Below are 24,337 nucleotides of genomic sequence, written 5' to 3'. Positions count from 1 at the left end.
CCCGGTTACCGCCGTGAAAGGGCGATGTCCTAGGCCTCTAGACGATAGGGACGTTTCAGAGGTGGGCGTATATTAGGTCGATTTAATAAAAGTGTCAAATAGTTTTCTGAAGAAATATTAAAAAAAACAGTCAACCGATTAAAAATAACTCTAATTGTAGAAAATATATACATTTATCCTTCATTTTTCTGAAAAGGCTCAATAATTGCCTTTATAACAGACGGATGTTGTAGATAACCTAAAATCTCATGCGGCTGGTTGGCAAAGGTATAAATCTTCTGATTAATAATTGGAGGATCAAAATTAAATGGCGCCTCACATAGTGGAAATGCAGTTAGAAAATCGTCTTGAGAGTAAAAATTAAACCAATCACCGTGAATACATGATGGCCTAACAATTGGAATCGGAAGCTTACTTTGAATTACGCGAAAAGATAAAGGAGAAGCTAACGTTATAAATCGTTTAATTGAGAACCGATATGCAGGATTTGAAAGAAGGTTAAAGGCAATAACCGAGCCGAGAGAGTGCGCAACGACAATATAATCTTCATTTTCTCGCATTTTCTTTAAAATCCGTTCATTTACTTCCTCCATAAATTCAGGATTAGATAAGTACATATAAGTCTCAATCAGAAACTGTTGTATCAAGCTCTCATGTAATTTAGGGAAGTTATTTAACAGAACAACCAACTCTTTGAGTAGGCGGTCTTTTACGAGCTGAGAGGTCAGATAGATTCGTTCTGAAAAGCTTTTTTCAGCGGAGTCAGTTGCTGGTAGCAATAAAGGAACAAATGGAGTGTGCTCTTTAGTAGGGGGATTATGGGGATGTAAATGAATGGGTAAATAATTATTTAAAAATGACTTAGGTAATAACGTGTTGAGGTCTAATTGATTGCTTAATCGATATTTAGTCATTAGGTCGCCATAAAATGGCATATGAATATGAAGATCGCGCACGTTAACTTTGCAAGGCATTTGTTTTAGGCCAAGCTTAAATACTTTTAGCCAATGCTCTTTTAAGCGATGAGCAGTGTAATTCTGTTGATTCATCCCGTGGATAAATATAATTTTCATTCTATACAAGGAATTGTTTTTAATATAAATTTTAATCTACAACGGTACGTTATATAAAGCCAGTATGTAGGCAAAAAAAAGTGTAGCTTTTTGCTACACTTTAATTCATTCAAAGCGAATTAGGCTTTATTGCGGTAAAAAATAAAATAGCTGACATAACATAAAGCTGTAAAAATAAGACAGCCCACAAAACCAGCACGCATTTCAGGGTCTGCAGCCATACTTAAGCAAGTAATAAAGCAGAAAATAAAACCTAAAATTGGAACGATAGGGAATAATGGAGCGGCATATTGTAAGTCTTTAACCGTTTGGCCAGATTTGTACCATTGGCGGCGGAAATTGAACTGACTTAAACAAATGCTCATCCAGACAATAACCATGGTAAAAGCAGCTACACCGAGTAGATTCTTAAAAATAGTCTCTGGTGCAAATTGCTCTGATAACAAACCAGGAATTGCTCCAAACATTGTTACAACTAGAGCAACAATAGGTGTTCCACTTCTTGAAAGTTTAGAAAATACGCTAGGTAATAATTTTTGTTCCGACAGTGACCACATCATACGTGAAGCAGCATAAAGTCCTGAGTTTGCTGCTGAAAGCAGAGCTGTAATAATTACAAATCGAATAATATCATCCGCATATGGAATGCCAATATAATTAAATACAGTAACAAATGGACTGCTACTTACGCTTTCACCGCCTAAACCTGCAAGCTGGAAGGGAAGCAAAGCGCTAATAACAATAATGGTACCGACAAAGAAAATAAGAAGACGCCAAATCGCGGCATTAATTGCTTTGGGTACATTCTGAGCTGGATCTTTGGTTTCACCTGCTGCTACGCCAATTAACTCTGTGCCTGAGAAAGCAAAGTTAACAATCAGCATGGTGGTGAAAATAGGAATTAAACCATGTGGGAACCAGCCTTGCGCTGTAAGGTTACTAAATAGCGGTGCAGTTTGGCTGCCATGAAAAGGAATTAAACCAAAAATTGCTAGCAGGCCAAGCACAATAAAAGCAATCACGGTAATGACTTTAACAAGAGCGAGCCAAAACTCAGACTCAGCAAAAATGCGAGTTGAACTAATATTTAAGCCAAAAATAGTGATTGCAAAAACAATTGTCCAGATCCACATTGAAATATGTGGGAACCATTCCTGCATGAGTAATGCCGCAGCTGTGAACTCAGTTCCAAGCGTTGCAGTCCAGGTCAGCCAGTACATCCAAGAAATCATATAGCCAGTACTAGGACTAATATATTTTTTGGCATAAGCACCAAAAGAGCCTGAAACAGGCATGTGTACAGCAAGCTCTCCTAGGCAAAGCATGACCATGTAAGCGATCGCGCCACCAAGTATATAGGCAATAATTGCGCCAATAGCTCCAGTTTGTGAAATGACTTCCCCTGAACCTAAAAAGAGACCAGTTCCGATAGCTCCGCCTAGTGATAACATCACAAGATGGCGAGTACTCATGGCTCTTTTTAAAGGTGCAGTACTGTTCTGATGCTGATGAGCATCTAGTTGATTGTCAGATGGCTGCATATTACACATTGAGAGAATTAAGAAAGACGCTATTTTAGATAAAATAGACAAATGTGCAATCTAGAAAGAGATAAAGAATAAACAGTAAGGTGACGATAGAGTCTTTTTATAATTTTTAAAGCAGAATATGGCGTCCCTACGGGGATTCGAACCCCGGTTACCGCCGTGAAAGGGCGATGTCCTAGGCCTCTAGACGATAGGGACTTGATGAGGCAAACACAAAGGAGCGTGGTGGAGTCAAGCGGGATCGAACCGCTGACCTCTACAATGCCATTGTAGCGCTCTACCAACTGAGCTATGACCCCAGTTTGTGTGAGCGCAATATTAGGGGGGATGCGCTCACACGTCAACAAAAAAATGAATTAAGCTTCGCTAGTTGCTTCATTTTTAGGCAATTTTAGGCTCTCATTGAGTTTTTCCCAATTTTTAACTTCTTTCTTGCTTGGTCCACCCACAACTTCTAAGGCACGGCGTAAACGAGCAAAAGTTAAATCAGGTCCAAGGGTCACCATCGACTGCATTACAGGTGTTGAACTAGTTGAACCTGCAATTGCGATAAAGAACGCTGGCATGAAATCGCGTAATTTAATCTCCATCTGGTTCGCAAGATCCATTAGGGTTTGGCTAACAGTGTCGTTATTCCAAGTAAACTGGCCTTCAAGACGCCAAATTGCAAATTGCAGACTTTGACGAACCTGTTCTTGAGTCAATTTTTTGCTTTCAAACATTTCAGCAGTAATTTGTGGCATATGGTTAAAATAGAAACCAGCCCAATTCACAGCTTCTGAAAGTAAATTAATACGTGGTTGAATGGCAGCTGCAATATCTTCTAAAGTGCTGCGATCACTTTTCCATGTTAATAAACGGTCTAATAATTGGCCAGGAGTTAAACCTTTGATCCATTGACCATTTAACCAATTCAGTTTTTCAACATCGAAAATTGGTCCACCTAGTGAAACACGTTGAATATCAAAGCTATCCATCATGTCTTGTAGCGTAAATACTTCACGCTCATCTGGCATTGACCAGCCCATACGGCCTAAATAGTTTAATAAGGCTTCTGGTAAAACGCCGATATCGCGGTAGTAGTTAATTGATGTCGGGTTCTTACGTTTAGATAATTTTGATTTATCTGGGTTACGCAACAATGGCATGTGACAAAGTGTCGGCATTTCCCAACCAAAATATTGGTAAAGCAACTGATGTTTCGGTGCAGATGGAAGCCATTCTTCACCACGTAATACATGAGTGATTTCCATTAAATGGTCATCTACAACATTCGCTAAATGATAAGTCGGTAACCCATCATTTTTAAGAAGAACTTGCATGTCGACTTGTGCCCAAGGAATTTCAACTTCCCCGCGTAATAAGTCATTAAATTTACAAATACCTTCTTCAGGTACTTTCATACGGATGACGTGGGGTTGACCAGCTTCTAAGCGACGCGTCACTTCTTCTTGAGAAAGTTTTAACCCGCGACCATCATATTTTGGTGTTTCACCGCGTGCTTGTTGTTCAGCACGCATCTGGTCTAGTTCTTCAGCAGTAGCGAAACAATAAAAAGCATGACCTTTTTCAACAAGTTCTAATGCGTATTGCTTATAAATTCCCATACGTTCAGATTGGCGATACGGTGCATGAGGACCACCTACATCTGGACCTTCAGACCAATTTAGACCTAACCAACGCAATGAATCCAAAATCATTTTTTCAGATTCTGGTGTAGAGCGAAGTTGGTCTGTATCTTCAATTCTTAAAATGAATTCTCCGCCATGTTGTTTCGCAAAACACATGTTAAATAAAGCGATGTAAGCGGTGCCGACATGAGGAAAACCGGTAGGAGAAGGTGCAATACGAGTACGAACTTTCATAGGTAATGGGTCAAAATAAAAATTGAAACTATTATAACGAAAAAGCCCAGTATTCTGACGTTTTATTTAACGTCAGTCTGGGCTAAAACTGAAACGAAGAGGGGGTATTTCAGATTTTAAGAAGCATGCGGCTGGAAGATTGCCTGAACAAAACGTGAAAAACGTTCGTGTTGTGCGGCAAGAAAATTTTGAGTCGGTGTAACGCGAATAGTATTAAGTACTTTAAGCTCATCATCTGAAGAAGGTAATACAATAGGATTACGTTTCTGTTGATCTAAAGCTTTTTCAATAAGCGAAGTCTGCTTATCTGACCCAGTCTTATTTGGGGTATCTTTAAGTACTGCTGCTGCAGAAAATTGTGATGCTAAACCCAGCACCAAACTTAAGCTTAACGCTTTTCCATAATGAATTTTCATTATTAATCATCCCCTCTGTTCATTACATTTCAACTATTTTTTGAGTTTAACGAAATGTAAAATTACGGTAATGCTACGATTTAAACATAAATCTTAATAAAAAAGTGGAACTGTGTCACACTTTTTACAAAAATTATCTATATTTTAATCTGGTCGACCCCAATGTAGGTCATATGTATCCTTTACGCTTCATTATTTAACAAATTAATGTGTAGATAAAGTGAAGGCCCTCATTAAGTTGTAAGAATAATTACAAAAAATTTCAAAAATGAAATGATTTAGGCATCTTAAGCTATATATTTTAAAGAGATTAATAAAAAATATATTAATATAAGTAATTGATTGTAAATTATAAAATTAAAAATATAGTAAAACTAAAACCAATGATGGATTTTGTAAATGAAAAAAATATCAATAATGGCTGTAGCAGTGTACTTGGGAATAGCAACAGCAGCTCAGGCAGCTACTTCTTTTTTAAATGTTTCTTATGATCCGACCCGAGAATTTTATCAAGAATATAATCAGGCTTTTGGGAAGTTCTGGAAACAGCGTACAGGTCAGGATGTTGAGTTTAAACAGTCGCATGGTGGGTCTGGTAAACAAGCTCGGGCAGTAGCTACGGGCCTTGAAGCCGACGTTGTAACGTTAGCGTTAGCGAATGATATTGATGAGATTGTGAAAGCAGGTTTTATCCAACCGAATTGGCAAAAAGAATTTCCGAATAATTCTGCACCTTATACTTCGACTGTTGTATTCCTCGTGCGAAAAGGTAATCCAAAAAATATACGTGACTGGAATGACTTAACAAAACCTGGTGTGGAAATTATCACTCCTAATCCTAAAACAGGGGGCGCACCGCGTTGGATTTATTTGTCGGCATGGGGGTATGCCTTAAAACAACCGGGCGGAAATGATGCCAAAGCTCGTGAATTAGTTAAAAAACTTTACCACAATGTAAAAGTACTTGATTCGGGAGCACGTGGTTCGCTAACAACATTTGCTGAGCGTGGAATTGGTGACGTTTTATTATCATGGGAAAACGAAGCTTTATTGGCGACGAAAGGACCTGATAAAGATAAATATGAGATCGTTTACCCATCAATTTCAATTTTGGCAGAGCCTTCCGTCGCAATTGTAGATAAAACCGTAGATAAAGATGGCAACCGAACATTAGCAAAAGGCTATTTGAACTTTTTATATTCACCGTTAGGGCAAGAGTTGGCGGCTAAACATTATTTCCGACCACGCAATGCGCAAGTGGCTGCTAAATATGCAGCACAATTCCCAAAAATTAAATTATTTACAATTAATGATGTTTTTGGTGGCTGGGCTAAAGCTCAAAAAACTCACTTTGCAAATGGGGCTATCTTCGATCAAATTTACGATGGGAAGCAATAATTAATTAAGTTTTTTTAGAGCCGCTTATTTAATAACTGAGCGGCTCTTTGTATTTTTTTAGATTAATTTAAAAATTACCTAATCTTTTTACTAAGGTATTGATAAAGATATTAATGTAGTGGTCTATATCATCTTTGAAAATCATATATTGTAAAGCTAGCCCATAACTTAATGATACGAGCTCTATAACAATAGAATCATAGTCATCAGGTTCAGTTATCTCCGTTAAAGAAAAGAATTGCTTCATAATCTTCGTTACTTCTTGTTGATGAGTTTTCCAAACCTTTTGATACTCCTCGGCGAAGGTAATATCACGTGCAGCAAATAGCTGTAATTCTATTGATATTTTAAGCCATTCATCGTTTGTAAAAAAAGCGGTCAGCCATTGACGTAATGAATCAATGAGTTGCTCCGTATTTGAAGGGGCATTGGTAAAGATTTCTTGTAGCTGTAAATTTTCTTTAGCGAATTGAAGCTGCATTAGCTCAAGTAAAAACTCTTCTTTATTGTTGAAATTCGAATAAAAGGCACCTTGAGTATAACCTGCCTGTTTAGAAAGATTCCTGATTGATACCGCGTTATAACCAAATTCAGAAATGAGAGCAAACCCAGCGTCAATGAGATGTTGTCGAGTTTGTATCTGTTTTTCATTGCGAGAAAGAGTCATAAGAGTCAGATAAATAATAATTGAGATATCACTTGATATCTTAATTTCTATAAGATATTTTTGCTACTCATTTATTTCAAATATCAACTGATATTTGACTGTGCGACAATAAAGGCGCTATATGTCTCAAGTCTCTAAACGTATTGTAGTTATCAATGGTCATCCATCCGATACTAGTTTTAATTATGCATTAGCTCACAACTATGTAGAGCAGGCAAAAACATTAGGTATTCATGTAGATCTGATAGAAATTGCCAAGTTGGGTTTTGAACCTAATTTAAAATATGGTTATGAGAAACGAATGGAATTGGAACCTGATTTAATGAATGCGCTGGAAAAAATTCAGGCTGCGGATCATTTGGTATGGTTCTTTCCAGTATGGTGGGGAGGACTTCCGGCTATCGCTAAAGGTTTTATTGACCGACTCTTTTTACCTAATCTTGTCTTTAGTTATCGAGAAAACAGCAATCGTGTTATTGGTCATTTACAGTCAAAAACAGCACGACTGATTACGACTTTAGATCAGCCGGGTTGGTTTTATCGTTGGTATTATGGTGAGCCAAGTACTCGACAACTAAAAAAAGCGACTTTGCAATTTTGTGGGGTTAGTAAAGTCAAAGTTAATTATGTTGGAACAGTGCGGGGCGCAAGTTTAGCCCAAAGGCAAAAATGGTTAAATCAAATCGGTAAATATGCCAAAAAAGATTGCCAACTCATCTCGTCCTAAGGTAAATCTGCGGGAGTTTTTAATAAAATAAGCGTAAAGGAAAAGAGAATTTTTTAAATAAAGAATTTAATAAAAAAGTTTTATTAATTCGTATTTAACTCTAGAAAATTATTCTTACTTTCTTATTTTGCTTAAAAAGTGCTAACAAAACGGTTTTATCTATGAAAAATTAATATTTTCCTACAAAAAGCCGTTTGGCGTTGGTCATAAACAAGGTGATAATGTGCAGTTACATTTTTACGCAATGATTTAACACCTATGTCGCATATTTCTGTCTTACTTTTTGAGACCGTTGAGAGCTTATTGGCAGATCGCACAACAGGGGTGTATATCGATGCAACCTTCGGAAGAGGTGGGCATACACGTTTATTGCTCTCTAAACTTGATGAAAATGCACGAGTGTATGCATTTGATAAAGACCCTCAAGCACTGGAAGTTGCTGCTGCTTTGGCACAAGAAGATCCAAGATTTACGATCATTCATGCGAGTTTTGCTGATATCAAAGAGAAGATGCAGGAAATTGGCGTGATGAGTGTTGATGGCATTATGGCTGATCTGGGAGTGTCATCTCCTCAACTTGATCAGGCAGAACGTGGTTTTAGTTTCATGCAAGATGGTCCGTTAGATATGCGAATGGATAATTCTAAGGGTTTAACTGCGGCCGAGTGGTTACTTGAAATTGAAGAAGAACAATTAGCAAATATTATTTATCAATATGGTGAAGAGCGTTATAGTCGACGTATTGCTAAAGCCATTAAAAATGCTGGAAAACTAGATACAACTGCTCAATTGGCGGAGCTTGTAAAAACAGCCCATCCAAAATGGGAAAAACATAAACATCCAGCGACACGTACATTTCAGGCTATTCGTATTGCTATTAATAAAGAGCTCGAAGATATTGAAGTGTTTTTGCCGCAAGCTGTAGACTTACTCAAACCGGAAGGACGTTTGTCTGTTATTAGTTTCCATTCTCTTGAAGACCGACTGATTAAGCAGTTTATTCAAAAAGAATCTACGTTAGCAGAAGATTTCGGTTGGGGAATGCCAGAGCAGCGGGTAGATACAAGAAGATTAAAGAAAATTTCACGGGTTCGTGCGAGTGAAGAAGAAGTAAAAGCGAACCCTCGATCACGTAGTGCATGGCTTCGGGTTGCTGAACGCTTGGAAGAAAAAGGCGCGTAATGAAAAGCAGTGATGAAATCGCAACCACAGAAAACAAAGTGGTGAAAAAAGTTGTGGTGTATACAGTCTTGGTGGCACTTGTTTTTATAAGTGCCATGATGGTGGTATTTCAAGTATTTGAATATCGTCATGATTATAGAGAGCTTAGCTCTTATATGCGTGAACGTGATGATCTCAATGCTGAATGGGGGCGTTTGCTCATTGAGCAACAAACCTTTGGTGCAACGGCACAGATTGGTACACGTGCTGTAACTCAGCTACGGATGTTTTCTCCACCGGCTGCAGAAACGGTGGTAATTTCTTTACCAATGACCTCAGAGCAAAATAAGTAAGGCCTTGCTGTATGGTAGATAAGCGAACAAAACAAACACGGAAAAAACAGCAGTCTATTTCGGAAAAACCAACTCTTGCCTTTGATATGTGGCGGTTTTATCTGCTCTGGGCAGTAGTGTTACTCTGTTTTGTTGTTTTAATTGCACGTGCATTTTATGTACAGGTAATTAATAAGGATTTTTTACAAAACAAGGCCAATGCCAATATTTTGCGTACTGAGCGTGTGGAAGCTATGCGTGGAGTGATTAGTGATCGCCATGGTGTGCCTTTGGCAATTAGTACACCGATCATGAAAATCGTAATGGATCCGCGTGATTATTTCGATACAAAGCATTTATATGACCAAATTACAGCGGAATTAAAGAAAGATCCGAACAATCGTAAATTAAAACGACAATTACCCGATAAAAACTTGAATCTTGATGAGTTGGCGGATGTCGTTGGTTTAGACCGTGCCGATCTTAAAAAGCAGATGAATGCACGACCGCGTTCTCGTTATCTGGTTTTGAAAAAAGAAATACCGCCGCAACAGGCAGACCTTATTACGAAAGGTAACTTTCAAGGCGTGTATGCCGAGAAAACCTATAAGCGTTATTATCCTCAACCACAGCCAAATGCCCAGATTATTGGTTTAACCAACAGTGAAGGCCAAGGGATTGAAGGCTTGGAAATGCAGCTCAATAAACAGCTGTCAGGTGTGGATGGTGAGCAAAAAATTATTCGTGATAAGCGCGGAAACCGCTTAAAGGTTTCAGAGGTTATCCGTGAGGGTGAACCAGGCGAAAATATCACTTTAAGTATCGACTCTCGTTTGCAATACATTATGTATAGAGAGCTGACCGCAGCTGGTGTTGCAAATAATGCCCGTTCGGCAACGGCAATTGCTGTAGATGTTAAGACTGGTGAAATTCTGGCAATGACCAGTTGGCCGTCATATAACCCGAATGATAAAAATGGTTTGTCTAATAAAGATGCCATGCGTAACCGCGGTGCAATTGATATGTTCGAACCGGGTTCAACCATGAAGCCATTTACAATTTCTTCTGCATTAGAAACTGGGCAATATACGCCTAACACGATTGTAAATACTTCTCCAGGTTCAATGCGTTTAGGTTGGCATACGATTCGTGATACCCATAACTATGGTGCTTTAACTGTTAGTGGCGTCATTATTAAATCTTCAAACGTGGGTTCTGCAAAAATTGCATTGTCACTTCCAAAAGAAACACTACCAAGCTTCTTTAATCGTGCCGGTTTTGGTAAACGCTCGGCTGTGAAGTTTCCGGGGGAAAGTTCAGGTTTAGTGCTTCCAGTGAGTAAATTGAACTCTTCTCAAATTGGTACTATGGCTTATGGTTATGGCCTAAACGCAACTATTCTTCAGTTGGCGCAAGGCTATGCAATGCTTGCAAATCATGGCGTAAAAATGCCTCTAAGTTTGCATAAGCTCGATCAAGCACCTAAAGGTGAGCAAGTTCTTGCTCCAAAAATTGCTGATCAGGTTTTGCTTATGCTAGAGCAGGTTACGATGCCTGGTGGTACGGCAAAGCAAGCTAATATTCCGGGTTATCGTGTTGGTGGTAAAACAGGTACGGCTCATAAACTTCGTGCAGACCGTAAAGGTTATTCAAATAACGAATACCGTGCTTTATTTGCGGGTGTTGCGCCAATTAGTGACCCACGTTTAGCTGTTATTGTCGTTGTTGAAAACCCACAAGGTCGCTATTACGGTGGTTTGGTTGCGGCCCCTGTTTTTGCACGCATTATGCAAGAATCATTACGTTTAATGAATGTACCGCTTGATAAGCCCCTTGATACTTCAGTAAATCCTATTCGCAGGTAAGCTATGTCTGTTTCTTTTCAAGAAATTAATCCAGTCGAGATTAATGCACAGTGGTCTCAGCAGCCTTTTCATGGCTTTAGTCTAGACAGCCGTAAGGTTGAGTCAGGCCAAATTTTTATTGCTTTGACCAGTTATAGCCAACCGGAAAAAACACGTGCTTTTGCAGAGTCGGCTTTAGCCAATGGCGCACTTGCGATCATTAGCGAGACTGAGCTGGGTGTGGCAAATGAATGGGTATGCCCTGATGTACGTCAGCGCATGGGCGAATGGCAAGAGCGTTATTTGCAACATATTGACCCTGTTACACCAGCGCGTATCGTTGCAGTAACAGGCACAAATGGTAAAACGACAATTTCACGTTTAGTTGCTGAATTAATTAGTTCACAACAACAGCGCTGTGCGGTGATGGGCACAACTGGTAATGGTATTTTGCCTGATCTGACGCCATCAACTCATACTACGCTCGATGCTTTACAACTACAAAATGCATTGCATGATTATGCTAAACAGGGTGCAACTTTCGCTTCTTTGGAAGCAAGTTCACATGGTTTAGAGCAAGGCCGTTTAAATGGTTGTGCGATTGAAATTGCTGTTTATAGTAATTTGAGTCGTGACCATCTGGATTATCATGGCACTTTAGAAGCCTATGCAGAAGCAAAGGCTCTCTTATTCCGTTTTAATTCTTTAAAAGTAGCTGTTATTAATCTTGATGATGAACATGCTGCTCTTATGATAAATGCAGCAAAACAAAATCCTGCTCAGCCAAAGATTCTGACGTATTCACTTACTCAAAATAAAGCTGATTATTATATTAGTGACTTAAGTTACTCTTTGGCAGGGGCGACTTTTAATTTAGTCAGCTCACAAGGTTCTTTTGCTGTTCAAAGTCCATTATTGGGGCATTTCAATGTTGAAAACCTGATTGCAGCGCTTATTGCTGCTGAGCAAGCAGGTTTTGATTTAGACGCTTTAGTCGCTTTTGTTCCCAAACTCATTGGTGCGCCGGGGCGAATGCAGGTCATTCGTGATGGCGAACGTTTATTTGTTGTGGATTATGCACACACACCTGATGCTTTAATTCAGGTGCTTAAAACTTTAAAACGTCATGTATCTAATCAGCTTTGGGCCGTATTTGGGTGTGGTGGAGATCGTGACCGCGGTAAACGTCCACTCATGACTCAAGCAGCTTTGGATGGAGCGAATCCGATTATTCTGACTTCGGATAATCCAAGAACTGAAGACCCTGAACAAATTTTTGCTGATATGAAGCAAGGAATTGATTTCTCTGGGCATCGTATGCAGGAAATTCATGATCGCCGTGAAGCAATTAAATTTGTTGCACAGCAAGCTCAAGCTGGTGATATTGTGGTTATTGCTGGTAAAGGTCATGAAAATTATCAAGAAATTAATGGTGTGCGCCACTGGTTTGATGATGTTGTCGAAGTACAATCAGCAATTGCTGCGCAACACCATACTGTAGACGCTGCTTACCCTGCACAATAGGATTATTTATGCATACTTCAACCACCAGTACCGTGCCTTTGGAACCGTGGACAGCTCAACAATTACAACAGGCAACGCAGGGCTATTGGCATAAAGACCAGATCCCTCAAACTGAAATTAAACGTATTTTGACGGACTCTCGTCATGCAGAAACTGGGGATGCCTTTTTAGCACTTAAAGGTGAGCGTTTTGATGCACACGACTTTGTAACTCAGGTTGCTGCGAATGGTTGTCAAATCGCGATTGTTGAACGTCCTTTAGATGTAGAAATTGCACAGTTAGTTGTTGCCGATACTCGCTTGGCTTTGGGGCAACTCGGCGCTTATCGCCGTGAGCAAAATACACAATTAAAAGTGATTGCTTTAACAGGCAGTAGCGGTAAAACCACAACTAAAGAAATGTTGGGAAGTATATTATCGCGCTTAGCTCCGACATTAATCACACGTGGTAATTTAAATAATGACCTTGGTGTACCCATGATGTTGCTAGAGCTTCGTAAGGAACATCAATATGCGGTGATGGAGTTGGGTGCAAGCCATCAAGGTGAAATTGACTACACTTCTAAATTAGTTCGGCCTCATGTTGCAGGCATTTTAAATATTGGTACAGCTCATCTGGGCGAATTTGGTGGGCGTGAAGGTATTTGCCGAGCTAAATCGGAAATTTATCGTCATATTTTACCAAATGGCGTTGCAATCGTACCGAAACAAGATGATTTCAGTGCTGAGATTCTTGAGGCAGCAAAAGCGCATCGTATTTCTACATTTGGTGTAGGTGGCGATGTTTATGCAACAGATATTGAATTATTACCTCAATCAACAAATTTTACGCTACATACGCCGCAAGGCGTCAGTGCCGTTAAACTCCCTTTTGCAGGTGAGCATAATGTTCAGAATGCGACCGCAGCTGTAGCCTTTGCTTTAGCAATTGGTATTGGACTAGAAGATATTGTCCAAGGCTTGGAGCAAGCTCAGGGAGCTAAAGGTCGTCTTAACTTTATTCAAAAGTCACCTTACTTATTTATTGATGATACCTATAATGCCAATCCGACTTCTATGCGCGCTGCTGCACAAGTGTTGTTGCAGCAACAAGGCATAAAAGTGATGGTCATGGGGGATATTGGTGAGTTAGGTGATAGCAGTTGGCAAGAACACCACGATTTAGGTCGTGATCTTGCTGAGCTTCATTTAGATCATATTATTGCAGTTGGGCAGTTTGCTCCAGCCGCTCTCGAGGGTGCACACTCTCATTCCAATAAAGTGAAAGCATTTCAGTCACAAGCTGAGGCGCTTCCATTTCTAATCAATCTAATCCAAACACATCAACCACAGTCCATGAGTTTCCTGTTTAAAGGTTCTCGCTTTACTCATATGGAAACGTTGATGGCTGATTTGATGGAGAAACTTTAAATGCTGTTATGGTTGTTTGAACAACTTGCGGGCTATCACAGTTCGTTTCAGGTCGTTCGTTATTTAACATTACGTTCTTTACTCAGTGTATTAACTTCACTGACCATTGGTTTGGTCCTCGGGCCGATCATGATTCGTAAATTACAAGCGTTAAAATACGGTCAGGCAGTAAGTTCATTTGCTCCTGAAAATCATGCTAAAAAGATGGGTACACCAACCATGGGCGGGATTTTAATTCTGCTTTCAATTGGTATTAGTACTTTACTCTGGGCTGATTTATCTAACCCTTATGTTTGGATTGTGCTTGGTGTAATGGTTGTGTTCGGTGCTGTGGGCTGGGCAGATGACTGGATTAAAATCCGCTATAAAGACAATGCTGGTTTACCTGCCCGTAAGAAGTTTTTCTGGACTTCTGTTGCATCGCTTGGGGCCGGTATTGCTTTATATTTAATTGCAACCCAACAGTCGAATGCTGAACATACTGCAAACATGCTGGATTTATTGATTCCATTCTTTAAGAATCTTTCAATTCCACTCTCTATGGTTCCTTTAGGCTTGGCATTTATTGTATTTACCTATCTGGTTATTAATGGTGCCTCTAACGCCGTTAACTTAACTGATGGTTTAGATGGTTTGGCAATCATGCCTGTTGTAATGGTAGCTACGGGCTTAGGCGTATTTGCTTACTTGTCAGGTGATATTCGTTTTGCTAACTATTTGCATATTCCATATGTGAAATATACATCTGAGCTTGTTGTAATCTGTTCTGCCATGATTGGTGCGGGTTTAGCATTTCTTTGGTATAACGCACACCCTGCTCAAATCTTTATGGGTGATGTTGGTGCTTTAGCTTTAGGCGCGATGCTTGGAACAATTGCTGTTATGGTGCGCCAAGAAATCGTATTTGCGATTATGGGTGGTGTATTTGTAATGGAGGCTGTATCTGTCTTCTTGCAAATTGGATCGCTGCGGATGCGTAATAAACGTGTGTTCTTAATGGCGCCGCTACATCATCACTATGAAAAGCAGGGCTGGAAAGAAACCCAAGTTGTGATTCGTTTTTGGATTATTACAATTATATTAGTAGTTTTAGGTCTAATGACTTTAAAATTGCGATAGATCTTATTTTAGTGTCAATATAAAGCCAGTTCTACTGGCTTTTTTTATTGGAGAGATGAATGACAAAAGTTGCTGGTCTAGACCAATTATCTGTAATTAATCAGAAAGTAGTTGGAGAGGGCGAAGTATTACCTCAAGTTGTGCTTAAAGATGGAAGTCAGGTGCAAACAGGAACTGTCGCTACAATGCTGCATAATATTGAATTATATAATGCAGGCCAAAGAGGCCAGATTGAGGAAGAATTAAAGATTGCTATTCCAACTTTAGTCAAAGTGGGTCTATTTGATTTATTTCAGGTAGATGAATGGATTAAGGGAACAAATGCAGGGCGTACATTTGTGGGAATGCATGCAAAGACTTATTTACAACATAAAGAACAAGAGAATAATTAAAAGTGACTAAGCAAATTTTAATGTGTCCTGTGTGTCGTCAGTCTCTCGATTTAAATGAAAAAACTTGGCGATGTGGACAAGGGCATAGTTATGATGTCGCTAAACAAGGTTATGTGAACTTACATGTTGTGCAGCATAAACATAGTAAGAACCCTGGAGATACACCAGAGTCAGTCGATGCACGAAGAGCTTTTTTACAAGGTGGTTATTATCAGCCTTTACAACATGCTGTAGTCGCTTTATTAAAACAATTAGGTGTAAAAACCGTACTTGATATTGGGTGTGGTGAAGGTTACTACACCAGTGCTATGCAGCAAGTGGTTGAGCAATGTGTTGGTGTTGATATTGCAAAAAATGCGGTACAGCGTGCAGCAAAGCTTAATACTGAGGTGACTTGGGTTGTGGGAACGGGTGCGACTTTGCCTGTGCTTGATCAAAGCATGGATGCATGTACCAGTTTGTTTAGCCCAATTCCACAAGTAGAAATTGCTCGAGTTTTAAAAGATGATGGGTATTTAATTGTTGTCACTCCTGCATCTGAGCATTTATATGCAATGCGTGAAGCTTTATTTGAACAGGTTAACCCTCATACACCAGAGAAGTTTGTGGAGCAGTTGCAAGATTTGTTTGAGCTCAAACAAGAGCAAATTATTAATGCCCCTTTTGTGCTTGACCAACAGGCTTTAAAAAATCTGATTGCTATGACGCCGTATGCATATAAAGCGTCTCCTGAGCGTCGTTTGCAGTTAGAGCAGCAGTCGCAATTAGAGGTAACGGCATCTTTTCAAATTTATGTCTTTCAGAAACGTAATAAAAACAGCTAGCTAACAGTCTATTTTTAAAAGTGTAAAAAAAGAAGCCATCTGATGATTTATTTTTAAGAGCGCAAAAAAAAGCCATCTGATGATGGCTTCTTTTTTGCTATTCAATCTGATTAATCAGATTTTCTAGTTCATCTTTCTCACGCTTCGGCGCTGCTCCCTGTGAAGGCTTCATAGCAGGAGGTGCCGCTTTTGATGGAATAACAATTTCCTCACCTGGTAAATCGGAAAAGTCATTGTCATTGCTTAGTTTTGGTTGTGGCGGTGCTGGGCGATATAGCGGGCGTGCTAATGGTGGAGCTGCACGATAAGTTTTCTTATCGCCTACTTCAGTAACAGTTTGTTGTTTGTCACGTGAAATAGGACCTTGAGCATCTTTATCTAAACGAACCCAAGATGCTGGCGTACCTTGCAATGCTTGACCCATAAAGTTAATCCAGATCGGTAATGCAGCAATACCACCATACTCACGTCGACCTAATGTTGTCGGTTGGTCAAATCCAACCCACGTTACAGTCACTAACTTGCCGTTAAAGCCTGCAAACCATGCATCTTTTGCATCGTTGGTTGTACCTGTTTTACCACCTAAATCACTACGGCCAATTTTAAGTGCAGCACGGCCTGTACCATGCTCAATTACATCACGTAAAATATTCGCCATATCGTAAGCAGAGCTTGATTTTAAAATACGTTGAGCTTGGCGATATTCACTATTCGCTTTATCAGTTTGTTTAAGATTAAGTTGCTTAGCTGCTTTTTCTTTCTGCTCTACGTCTTTGTTAGTAACCTCAATCACTTCATCATCTGTTGTCGTAGCTTTCTGCTCGTCATCAGTTGTGTCAGGCGCGTTAATACATGGAATACATGCATATTCTGGCTTAGCTTGATAAATCACTTTGCCGTATGCATCTTCAATACGCTGAATAAAGTGTGGTTGAACGCGATAACCACCATTTGCAAAAGTTGCATATCCAGTTGCCATTTGAATTGGTAATACTTGAGGTGTACCTAGAGCAATGGTGTAGTTACGTGGAATTTGATCTTCTTGTAAACCAAAATCCATGAATAACTGGCGAGTACGTTCAATTCCCACAGTTTGTAAAAGGCGTACTGACACGGTATTACGAGACAAATACAAAGCACGACGTAATGGAATCATTCCTAAATAACGACCGTCTGAGTTTCTCGGTGTCCACTTACCAATTGTGATAGGACTATCATTCACCATGCTGTATGGCGTCATACCGCGTTCAAGTGCTAATGCATAGACAAACGGTTTGATCGTTGAACCAGGTTGGCGCCAGCCTTGTAAGGCACGGTTAAATTTCGATTGATAGAAGTTATAACCACCTACAATTGCTTCAATTGAACCATCATTCGGGTTAATCGCAATAAGTTGACCTTGAACTTTTGGAACCTGAACTAAAGACCATGCCGTTTTTGCATCATTTGGACGTAAGCGAACAATATCTTTAACTTGAACAATTTGAGATGCACGTGAAGGAGCACCACCTACACTATTCGCATTGCGATAGGGGCGAGCCCATGACATACCTGACCACTGTACAGTAACAGTCGTGCCATCTTGCATGAGTGCGTCAAAAGAGCTGCTATTTATCTTGGTAACTTGTGCCGGGTAGGTATTGGCATATGCTCTAAATTCATTTAATGGTTTATCGTGTGCTTCCGCACCACGCCAGCCATGACGACGGTCGTAAGCTTCAAGACCATCTTGTACAGATTTCTCTGCAATCGCTTGGCGTTTAGCATTGATGGTTGTATAGACTTTATAGCCAGAATCAATTGCTTGTTCACCAAAATGCTTTACAAGCTCTGAACGAACCATTTCGCCTGCATACGGGTGAATATTATTTAAATCCCGATTGGGCATGTTTAAGTTGATCGGTTCAGCTACAGCTTTTTGATATTCTCCTTGAGAGATATAACCCAGCTGTAACATACGGCCTAAAATCCAGTTACGACGTTCAAGTGCACGTTCAGGATTAACTACAGGATTATATTTAGAAGGTGCTTTTGGCAAACCTGCAATCATTGCCATTTGAGCAATACTAAGCTCATTAATACTTTTGTTGTAATAAATTTTGGCTGCTGCTGCGATACCGTAGGCATTTTTTCCTAAGAAGATTTTATTCACATACAGACTGAGAATTTCTTCTTTAGATAAGTTTTGCTCAATTTTTCGAGCTAAAAAGATCTCGGTTATTTTACGTTTTAAGGTTCTTTCTGGACTTAAATAATAGTTCTTTGCAACCTGCATGGTAATAGTTGAACCACCGGTTTGCACATCAGAACCAGTTACACTTTCACTTAAAGCACGCCCTAAACCTTTAAAACTGATCCCACTATGTTCAAAGAAAGAAGAATCTTCTGCTGCTAAAAATGCATGAATAAAAGCAGGAGGAATTTGTTTGTATTCAACTGGAATAGAAAGCTTACCACCATACTCGGCAATCAGTTGATTATCTGAGGTATAGACCTGTAGCGGTTTTAAAAGCGGAGCTTTTTTTAGTGAACTCATTTCAGGGAGCGATGGGGCGATATAGAGATACATGCCATAAAAGCCCATCGGAAGTGAGACTAAGATAATAATAATGATCAAAAAAATTGGACGCACGAAGCCCAAACTGGATAGCTTTTTCATGATAAGTAAGCTTTAATAAGATCGAATACAAACTAATTGTGGTCAGTATAGCCTTTAGACATGCGGATTGTTAGATGAGATATTGTATCCGTGTAAAAATAAAGACCTAGATTATTGGTTTGTAATTTTTTTTGGGGATAAAAAAATAATAGGACAATAGTGTGCTCAGGTTATATCGTAAACCGAATAAGGGGTTAATGGGTGTCGATATTAGTTCGACTTCTGTTAAGTTGTTAGAGCTCTCTGTTAAGAACGGTAAATATTGGGTGGAAAGCTATGCTTTGATGCCTTTACCCGAGAACAGTGTAGTTGAAAAAAATATCTTGAATCCAGAGGCAGTTGCAGAAGCTTTGGAACGGGCGATGAATTTAGCAAATCCCCAAACCAGTAACGCTGCAATTGCTGTTCCAACATCGACGGTTATTCATAAAACCATCGAAATGGATGCAGATATGAATGATGATGAACGAGAAGTTCAGATTCGTTTAGATGCGGAGCAGTATATACCGTTCCCTTTGGATGAAGTGAGTCTTGATTTTGAGGTTCTACCGGATCGACTGCCTAATCCAAACCGTGTAAATGTACTTCTAGTTGCAACAAGAACAGAAAATGTTGAAACACGAGTAGAAGTGCTGGAGCTGGTGGATCTAACGCCTAAGCTTGCTGATGTCGAAAGTTATGCTGTCGAGCGTGCTTTTAGTGTATTCGCTGATAGTTTACCCATGGGTGCCAATACCATTGGTATTTTAGATATCGGCCATACCATGACTACATTATCGGTTATGCAAAGTGGCAAAATCATTTATACCCGTGAACAAGTCTTCGGCGGCAAGCAGCTTACTCTGGAAATTCAGAGCCGTTATGGTTTGTCATTGGAAGAAGCGGGACGAGCTAAAAAAGAACGCTCTTTACCAGATGACTATGACATCGAAGTTTTAGAGCCATTTTTAGATGCCGTTGTGCAGCAAGCAGCCAGATCTCTACAATTTTTCTTTTCTTCATCACAGTTCAATGAAATAGACCATATTTTACTAGCGGGTGGGAATGCCAACATTCCTGGGCTTGCCAAATTGTTGCAGCAAAAACTTGGTTACCGTGTAACCATTGCCAATCCGTTTTTACAAATGGGTTTTTCTCCTCAAGTCGATATTCAAAAACTTGAAAATGATGCTTCATCATTAATGGTGGCATGTGGTTTGGCTTTAAGGAGTTTTGATTAATGGCAACAATTAATTTACTTCCTTGGCGTGATGGGCTTAGGGAACAGCGCAAAAAACAATTTATTATTTTCTGTTTTGGGGTCGTTGTGCTGGGGATTACCACTGTATCTTCTGGGTGGTTTTATTTAAATCAAAAATTAGATGATCAAGAACAAGCTAATCAACTCATTACTAGTACAAACCAGAGTCTAGATCAACAGCTTAAAACCTTAAATGGCTTGCAAGAACAGCGTGATGCCATTATCGAACGTATGAAACTTATTCAGGGGTTGCAAAGTCAACGTCCTGTTGTTGTGCGTTTGGTGGATGAATTGGTACGGGTGACTCCGGCAGCGATGTATTTGACTAAATTTAGCAGAACTGGAGATAAATTTACCATTGAAGGTAAAGCAGAAAGTCCAAATACGGTCGCGGAGTTATTACGTAATCTCGAAGCATCACCATGGTATCGCAATGCTTTTATGAACTCTTTCTTGGCGACCGAAGAGAAAAAAGATAAGACGGCGAGTTCACTGCTTCCTAGAGTAGAAGATAGTTATGGCAGTTTTGTTGTGACTGTTGATTTAGGAGAAATGGGGGGGACTACAACAGATGATACCGCGAATACGTCTGTAAGTGCGGATAAGGGGGCGGTTAAATGAGTCCGGATGAACTTCATGAGTTGTCGTTAGAACAAGCTCCATCTAAGAAAAAGCAGATCACTTTAGAAAAATTTCTTCAGCAATTTAACACACTAGATATGAACAGTTACGGTAGCTGGCCATTATCTGTGAAAATTACGTGCTGGATTTTTATTTTCTTTGCTGTGTTGGCTTTAGGATACTTTGTTGTTATTCAGCCAAAGCTTCAAGCAATTGATAATGCGCAGGCACAAGAAAGTAATTTGTTGAATGAGTTTCACGAAAAGGATTCAAAATTACGTAACTTGCAGCAATATCAACTTCAACTTCAAGAGATGCAAGCAAACTTTAATCAGCAGTTAGAGCAACTCCCAAAAGAAACCGAGATTCCAAGCTTGGTTGAGGACATTAACTTAACTGGTGTGAGCTCTGGTCTGAAGTTTAAAAATATTCGTTTAGAAGATGAAGTGAAGCAGGAAATCTTTATTGAACAGCCTATTACGATGGAAGCAACTGGCGATTATCACGCTTTTGGTGCTTTTGTTAGTAGTATTGCGGCATTACCACGTATTGTGACGATGCATGACTTTGTTGTAGAAGCTGCACCTGTTAAAGATAGTAAGTCAGATATTCCTGTACTTAATTATTCTATTAAAGCAAAAACTTATCGCTATATGGGCGCCGTAGAAAATGCTGAAAATCCGGAAAACAACGTTTCGGCTTCAGTAGCACCTGTTTCCTCTACTGCTAATACACAGTCGAAATAGGAGCATTACAATGAAACTTAAACAAATTTCTTTTTCTATTTTGGCATGTTTGGTTTTAGTTGGATGTGATTCTAGAATCGATGCTGTAAATCAGCAAATGGCAAATATACGTAATCAGCCACCACAACCGATAGATCCAGCACCTGTTTTCACGCCTGTGCCACAATTTAACTATGCGGCTCATCAGCTAAAGAGTCCATTTTTACCAAGCTCACTTGCTGCTGAGCTCAAAATTATGGCAGGAAAACAGGTATATCCGAATTTCTCACGTGCACCTCAGCCTCTAGAAAGTTATGCATTAGAATCCTTAAACATGAAAGGAAGCATACGTAATAACCGTGGGCAAGTATTGGCTCTTATCCAATCACCCGATCAGCAAATTGAACGGGTACAGGTGGGGAACTATATCGGGATGAACCAAGGGCGTATTACTCATATTGGTCCAACCCAGATTGATCTGGTAGAGATTGTCCCTGATGGGCGCGAAGGCTATGTGGAGAGACCAAGAACCTTAGTGTTAATTGGACCCGCACCCTAAAAATTTAGGGAATAACAAAGAAAAAGTATTTTTAAAGATTATTTAATTGGGGATGGTCAGACAATGAATCACGTATTCCGTCAGTTTTCTATGGGGGCTGTAGCCATTGCACTTATGCAGGTTGCCTCTGCACAGGTCAGCATGACTAATATTGTACCAACGCAAATTGCAGGTCAGGGTACAGAAATTCGAGTTATGTTTAATGGTTTGCCACCACAACCACAGGCATATCAACTTGAAAATCCTTCACGTTTGATTTTGGATTTTAATAAAGCTCAGCAGACTTTAACACAGTCAAAAGTGGCAATTGGTACAAATGAAGCAAGCTCAGTTGATGTAAGTTCTGATGATCAGCGCTCACGTTTAACTGTAAATTTAAAAGAGGCAGGTGCGTTTACAACGCGCATTGAAGGCAATACTTTTATTCTAAAGATTAATTCAGCTCAAGCAGCTATTAAGCCTTTACCAACTACTACAGTACAGCCGCAAGGTGTCTCAAATATTGGCTTTCAGCGCGGTGGTCAAGGTGAAGGATTAATTGTTATTGATTTATTGGGAAGTAATACCCCTGTTGATGTTCAGCAACAAGGTAGCAAAGTCGTAGTGAGAACTCTGGGCTCTAAAATTCCTACCCATTTGGCTAAACGTTTAAATGTGAACGATTTTGCAACTCCTGTTTCTACCATTGAATCTTATAACGAAAAAGGCAATGGTGTTATTACGATCCAATCTACTGGTAGCTATGAATATATGGCTTATCAAGCGGAAAATAAACTCACCATTAGCTTAAAGCGTCCTCAGGATAAAAACGTAACTTCTTTATATAAGACACCTAATTACTCTGGTAATAAGCTTTCTCTTGATTTCCAAGATATTGAAGTCCGTCGTGTTTTACAATTACTTGCCGATTTTACTGGCATTAATATGGTAGCCGCCGATAGTGTTCAGGGTAATATTACTTTGCGCTTGAAAGATGTTCCGTGGGATCAGGCACTTGATATTATTTTAAAGACTAAAAATCTGGATAAACGCAGAAATGGTAACGTTATTTGGATTGCGCCTGTTGCAGAATTGATTAAGGCTGAAGAAGAAGAAGCAAAAGCTGTCGCACAGAGTGTCAAACTGGCTCCCTTGCAAACTGAGTATATTCAACTTAAATATGCACAAGCACATGATATTATGGGTTTAATTACTCAAGGTTCAAATAATGGCAATGGTTTGCAGCATACTTCAGGTGGAGGTACTTCAACTTCAACTAACTTAAATACGGGTGTTGATAGTTTAGGAAATAACGTAGGAAGTTTATTGAGTCCACGTGGAACAATTACTCAAGATGATCGCACCAATACTTTAATTATTAATGATACAGCTCAGTCGATTGATCAAATTCGTAAAATGATTGATTTACTGGATGTACAAGTTAAGCAGGTCATGGTTGAGGCACGTATTGTTAGAGCATCTACTTCTTTTACCAAAGAGCTTGGCGTTAAGTGGGGGATCCTATCTCAAGGAATTACCAATAATAATAACTTGCTGGTTGGTGGTAGTGAAACAACTTTATGGAATTTACGAGAACCCAAAAAAGATGAGACTACGGGAGGATATAAATACACGATTGAACGTCCAGATAACTTAAATGTCGATTTAGGGGTAACCAATCCGGCTGGAAGTATTGCCTTTGGTTTAATTAGTATGTCTGATTTTATGCTTGATCTTGAACTTTCAGCTTTACAAGCCGATGGCTATGGTGAGGTTATTTCTACGCCTAAAGTGATGACTGCAGATAAACAACCTGCAAAAGTTGCAACAGGTCAGCAGGTCCCTTATCAATCTACAACGAACTCTGCTGCAGGCTCAACTGCCACAACCTCATTTAAAGATGCGCTGTTAAGCTTAAACGTGACACCAAGTATTACACCTGACGGTAAGATCCAAATGAAATTAGATATTTCGAAAGATTCTGTTGCTGGCGCTGCTCCTAATGGTGAGTTAATTTTAAATAAAAATCAGATTAACACCAATGTGCTGGTTAATAACGGTGAAACAGTCATTTTAGGGGGGGTGTTTGAGCAGACTACAATTAACTCACAAACCAAGGTTCCTTTCTTTGGTGATATTCCCGTACTTGGGCATTTATTCAGAAAAGATGTGAAATCTGATGATAAACAAGAATTACTGATTTTCGTTACGCCACGAATTGTTAATGACACTTTGGTGAGAAATCATTAATATATT

At 39.5% G+C, this 24,337-nt stretch carries 21 protein-coding genes and 2 tRNA genes; 15 read left to right on the top strand and 8 right to left on the bottom strand.

The features are described 5' to 3' along the window. Positions 1-173: 173 nt before the first annotated feature. The 6 genes from QLG01_RS06295 to QLG01_RS06270 all read right to left on the bottom strand — a co-directional run bounded on the left by QLG01_RS06295 (position 174) and on the right by QLG01_RS06270 (position 4,901). The gene (locus tag QLG01_RS06295; protein ID WP_151827028.1) at positions 174-1,073 is read right to left on the bottom strand and encodes a hypothetical protein; all 900 of its coding nucleotides are present in this window, start codon (positions 1,071-1,073) and stop codon (positions 174-176) included. Between the two features lie 119 nt (positions 1,074-1,192). Beyond that, positions 1,193-2,614: an amino acid permease gene (locus QLG01_RS06290; protein WP_282496041.1), complete on the bottom strand. Its 1,422-nt coding sequence runs from the start codon at positions 2,612-2,614 to the stop codon at positions 1,193-1,195. Between the two features lie 128 nt (positions 2,615-2,742). Continuing rightward, a tRNA-Glu gene (locus QLG01_RS06285) sits at positions 2,743-2,818 on the bottom strand. Between the two features lie 25 nt (positions 2,819-2,843). Further along, a tRNA-Ala gene (locus QLG01_RS06280) sits at positions 2,844-2,919 on the bottom strand. Positions 2,920-2,976: 57 nt separating this feature from the next. Next, entirely contained in the window at positions 2,977-4,485 is a 1,509-nt protein-coding gene (gltX, locus tag QLG01_RS06275; protein ID WP_282496040.1) for a glutamate--tRNA ligase, read from the bottom strand. Positions 4,486-4,601: 116 nt separating this feature from the next. Further along, on the bottom strand, positions 4,602-4,901 hold the full coding sequence (locus QLG01_RS06270) for a hypothetical protein (protein WP_005300933.1): 300 nt from the start codon (positions 4,899-4,901) through the stop codon (positions 4,602-4,604). Between the two features lie 399 nt (positions 4,902-5,300). On the opposite strand from QLG01_RS06270, the gene QLG01_RS06265 reads away from it, so the two are divergent. Beyond that, a complete protein-coding gene (locus QLG01_RS06265) occupies positions 5,301-6,299 on the top strand; it encodes a sulfate ABC transporter substrate-binding protein (protein WP_282496039.1) in 999 nt (332 codons plus the stop codon). A 67-nt stretch (positions 6,300-6,366) separates the two neighbouring features. Here the strand turns inward: QLG01_RS06265 and QLG01_RS06260 are convergent, their stop codons facing one another. Further along, complete coding sequence (locus tag QLG01_RS06260; RefSeq protein ID WP_192834134.1) at positions 6,367-6,966, bottom strand: TetR/AcrR family transcriptional regulator; 600 nt, start codon at positions 6,964-6,966, stop codon at positions 6,367-6,369. Between the two features lie 121 nt (positions 6,967-7,087). On the opposite strand from QLG01_RS06260, the gene QLG01_RS06255 reads away from it, so the two are divergent. The 9 genes from QLG01_RS06255 (at position 7,088) to QLG01_RS06215 (ending at position 16,298) form a co-directional block, all read left to right on the top strand. Further along, positions 7,088-7,693: an NAD(P)H-dependent oxidoreductase gene (locus QLG01_RS06255; RefSeq protein WP_282496038.1), complete on the top strand. Its 606-nt coding sequence runs from the start codon at positions 7,088-7,090 to the stop codon at positions 7,691-7,693. 258 nt (positions 7,694-7,951) lie between these two features. Beyond that, on the top strand, positions 7,952-8,875 hold the full coding sequence (gene rsmH / locus QLG01_RS06250; RefSeq protein WP_005300940.1) for a 16S rRNA (cytosine(1402)-N(4))-methyltransferase RsmH: 924 nt from the start codon (positions 7,952-7,954) through the stop codon (positions 8,873-8,875). Beyond that, complete coding sequence (gene ftsL, locus QLG01_RS06245) at positions 8,875-9,207, top strand: cell division protein FtsL (protein ID WP_004789835.1); 333 nt, start codon at positions 8,875-8,877, stop codon at positions 9,205-9,207. The genes rsmH and ftsL overlap by 1 nt, the downstream gene beginning before the upstream one ends. Before the next feature lie 11 nt (positions 9,208-9,218). Further along, positions 9,219-11,051, top strand: coding sequence for a penicillin-binding protein PBP3 (gene ftsI, locus QLG01_RS06240; protein WP_005300944.1), 1,833 nt, complete (start codon positions 9,219-9,221; stop codon positions 11,049-11,051). A 3-nt stretch (positions 11,052-11,054) separates the two neighbouring features. After that, a complete protein-coding gene (locus tag QLG01_RS06235; RefSeq protein WP_282496037.1) occupies positions 11,055-12,554 on the top strand; it encodes a UDP-N-acetylmuramoyl-L-alanyl-D-glutamate--2,6-diaminopimelate ligase in 1,500 nt (499 codons plus the stop codon). A gap of 8 nt (positions 12,555-12,562) precedes the next feature. Next, positions 12,563-13,963, top strand: a complete 1,401-nt coding sequence (gene murF, locus QLG01_RS06230) for a UDP-N-acetylmuramoyl-tripeptide--D-alanyl-D-alanine ligase (RefSeq protein WP_282496036.1) — start codon at positions 12,563-12,565, stop codon at positions 13,961-13,963. Beyond that, a complete protein-coding gene (gene mraY, locus QLG01_RS06225) occupies positions 13,964-15,082 on the top strand; it encodes a phospho-N-acetylmuramoyl-pentapeptide-transferase (protein ID WP_004789827.1) in 1,119 nt (372 codons plus the stop codon). A 59-nt stretch (positions 15,083-15,141) separates the two neighbouring features. Then, a complete protein-coding gene (locus tag QLG01_RS06220) occupies positions 15,142-15,474 on the top strand; it encodes a hypothetical protein (protein ID WP_192454579.1) in 333 nt (110 codons plus the stop codon). A 2-nt stretch (positions 15,475-15,476) separates the two neighbouring features. Then, positions 15,477-16,298 carry a putative RNA methyltransferase gene (locus tag QLG01_RS06215; RefSeq protein WP_282496035.1) on the top strand — a complete coding sequence of 274 codons (822 nt, stop codon included), beginning with the start codon at positions 15,477-15,479 and terminating at the stop codon, positions 16,296-16,298. A gap of 97 nt (positions 16,299-16,395) precedes the next feature. Here QLG01_RS06215 and ponA read toward each other — a convergent pair whose 3' ends face one another. Continuing rightward, the gene (gene ponA, locus QLG01_RS06210; RefSeq protein ID WP_282496034.1) at positions 16,396-18,957 is read right to left on the bottom strand and encodes a penicillin-binding protein PBP1a; all 2,562 of its coding nucleotides are present in this window, start codon (positions 18,955-18,957) and stop codon (positions 16,396-16,398) included. 161 nt (positions 18,958-19,118) lie between these two features. Between ponA and QLG01_RS06205 the strand changes: the two genes are divergently transcribed. The 5 genes from QLG01_RS06205 to QLG01_RS06185 all read left to right on the top strand — a co-directional run bounded on the left by QLG01_RS06205 (position 19,119) and on the right by QLG01_RS06185 (position 24,331). Further along, a complete protein-coding gene (locus tag QLG01_RS06205; protein WP_005300961.1) occupies positions 19,119-20,177 on the top strand; it encodes a pilus assembly protein PilM in 1,059 nt (352 codons plus the stop codon). Further along, a complete protein-coding gene (locus QLG01_RS06200; protein WP_005300964.1) occupies positions 20,177-20,818 on the top strand; it encodes a PilN domain-containing protein in 642 nt (213 codons plus the stop codon). Before QLG01_RS06205 ends, QLG01_RS06200 begins: the two co-directional genes overlap by 1 nt. Then, positions 20,815-21,564, top strand: a complete 750-nt coding sequence (gene pilO / locus QLG01_RS06195; protein WP_005300968.1) for a type 4a pilus biogenesis protein PilO — start codon at positions 20,815-20,817, stop codon at positions 21,562-21,564. The genes QLG01_RS06200 and pilO overlap by 4 nt, the downstream gene beginning before the upstream one ends. A 10-nt stretch (positions 21,565-21,574) precedes the next feature. Then, positions 21,575-22,102 carry a pilus assembly protein PilP gene (locus tag QLG01_RS06190; RefSeq protein ID WP_005300971.1) on the top strand — a complete coding sequence of 176 codons (528 nt, stop codon included), beginning with the start codon at positions 21,575-21,577 and terminating at the stop codon, positions 22,100-22,102. 63 nt (positions 22,103-22,165) lie between these two features. Beyond that, the gene (locus tag QLG01_RS06185; protein ID WP_282496033.1) at positions 22,166-24,331 is read left to right on the top strand and encodes a type IV pilus secretin PilQ family protein; all 2,166 of its coding nucleotides are present in this window, start codon (positions 22,166-22,168) and stop codon (positions 24,329-24,331) included. The last annotated feature ends 6 nt before the right edge of the window (positions 24,332-24,337 follow it).

Source organism: Acinetobacter sp. V89_4, from assembly GCF_029967875.1.
Lineage (GTDB): Bacteria > Pseudomonadota > Gammaproteobacteria > Pseudomonadales > Moraxellaceae > Acinetobacter > Acinetobacter oleivorans.
This window is presented reverse-complemented; position numbering and strand designations above follow the sequence as displayed.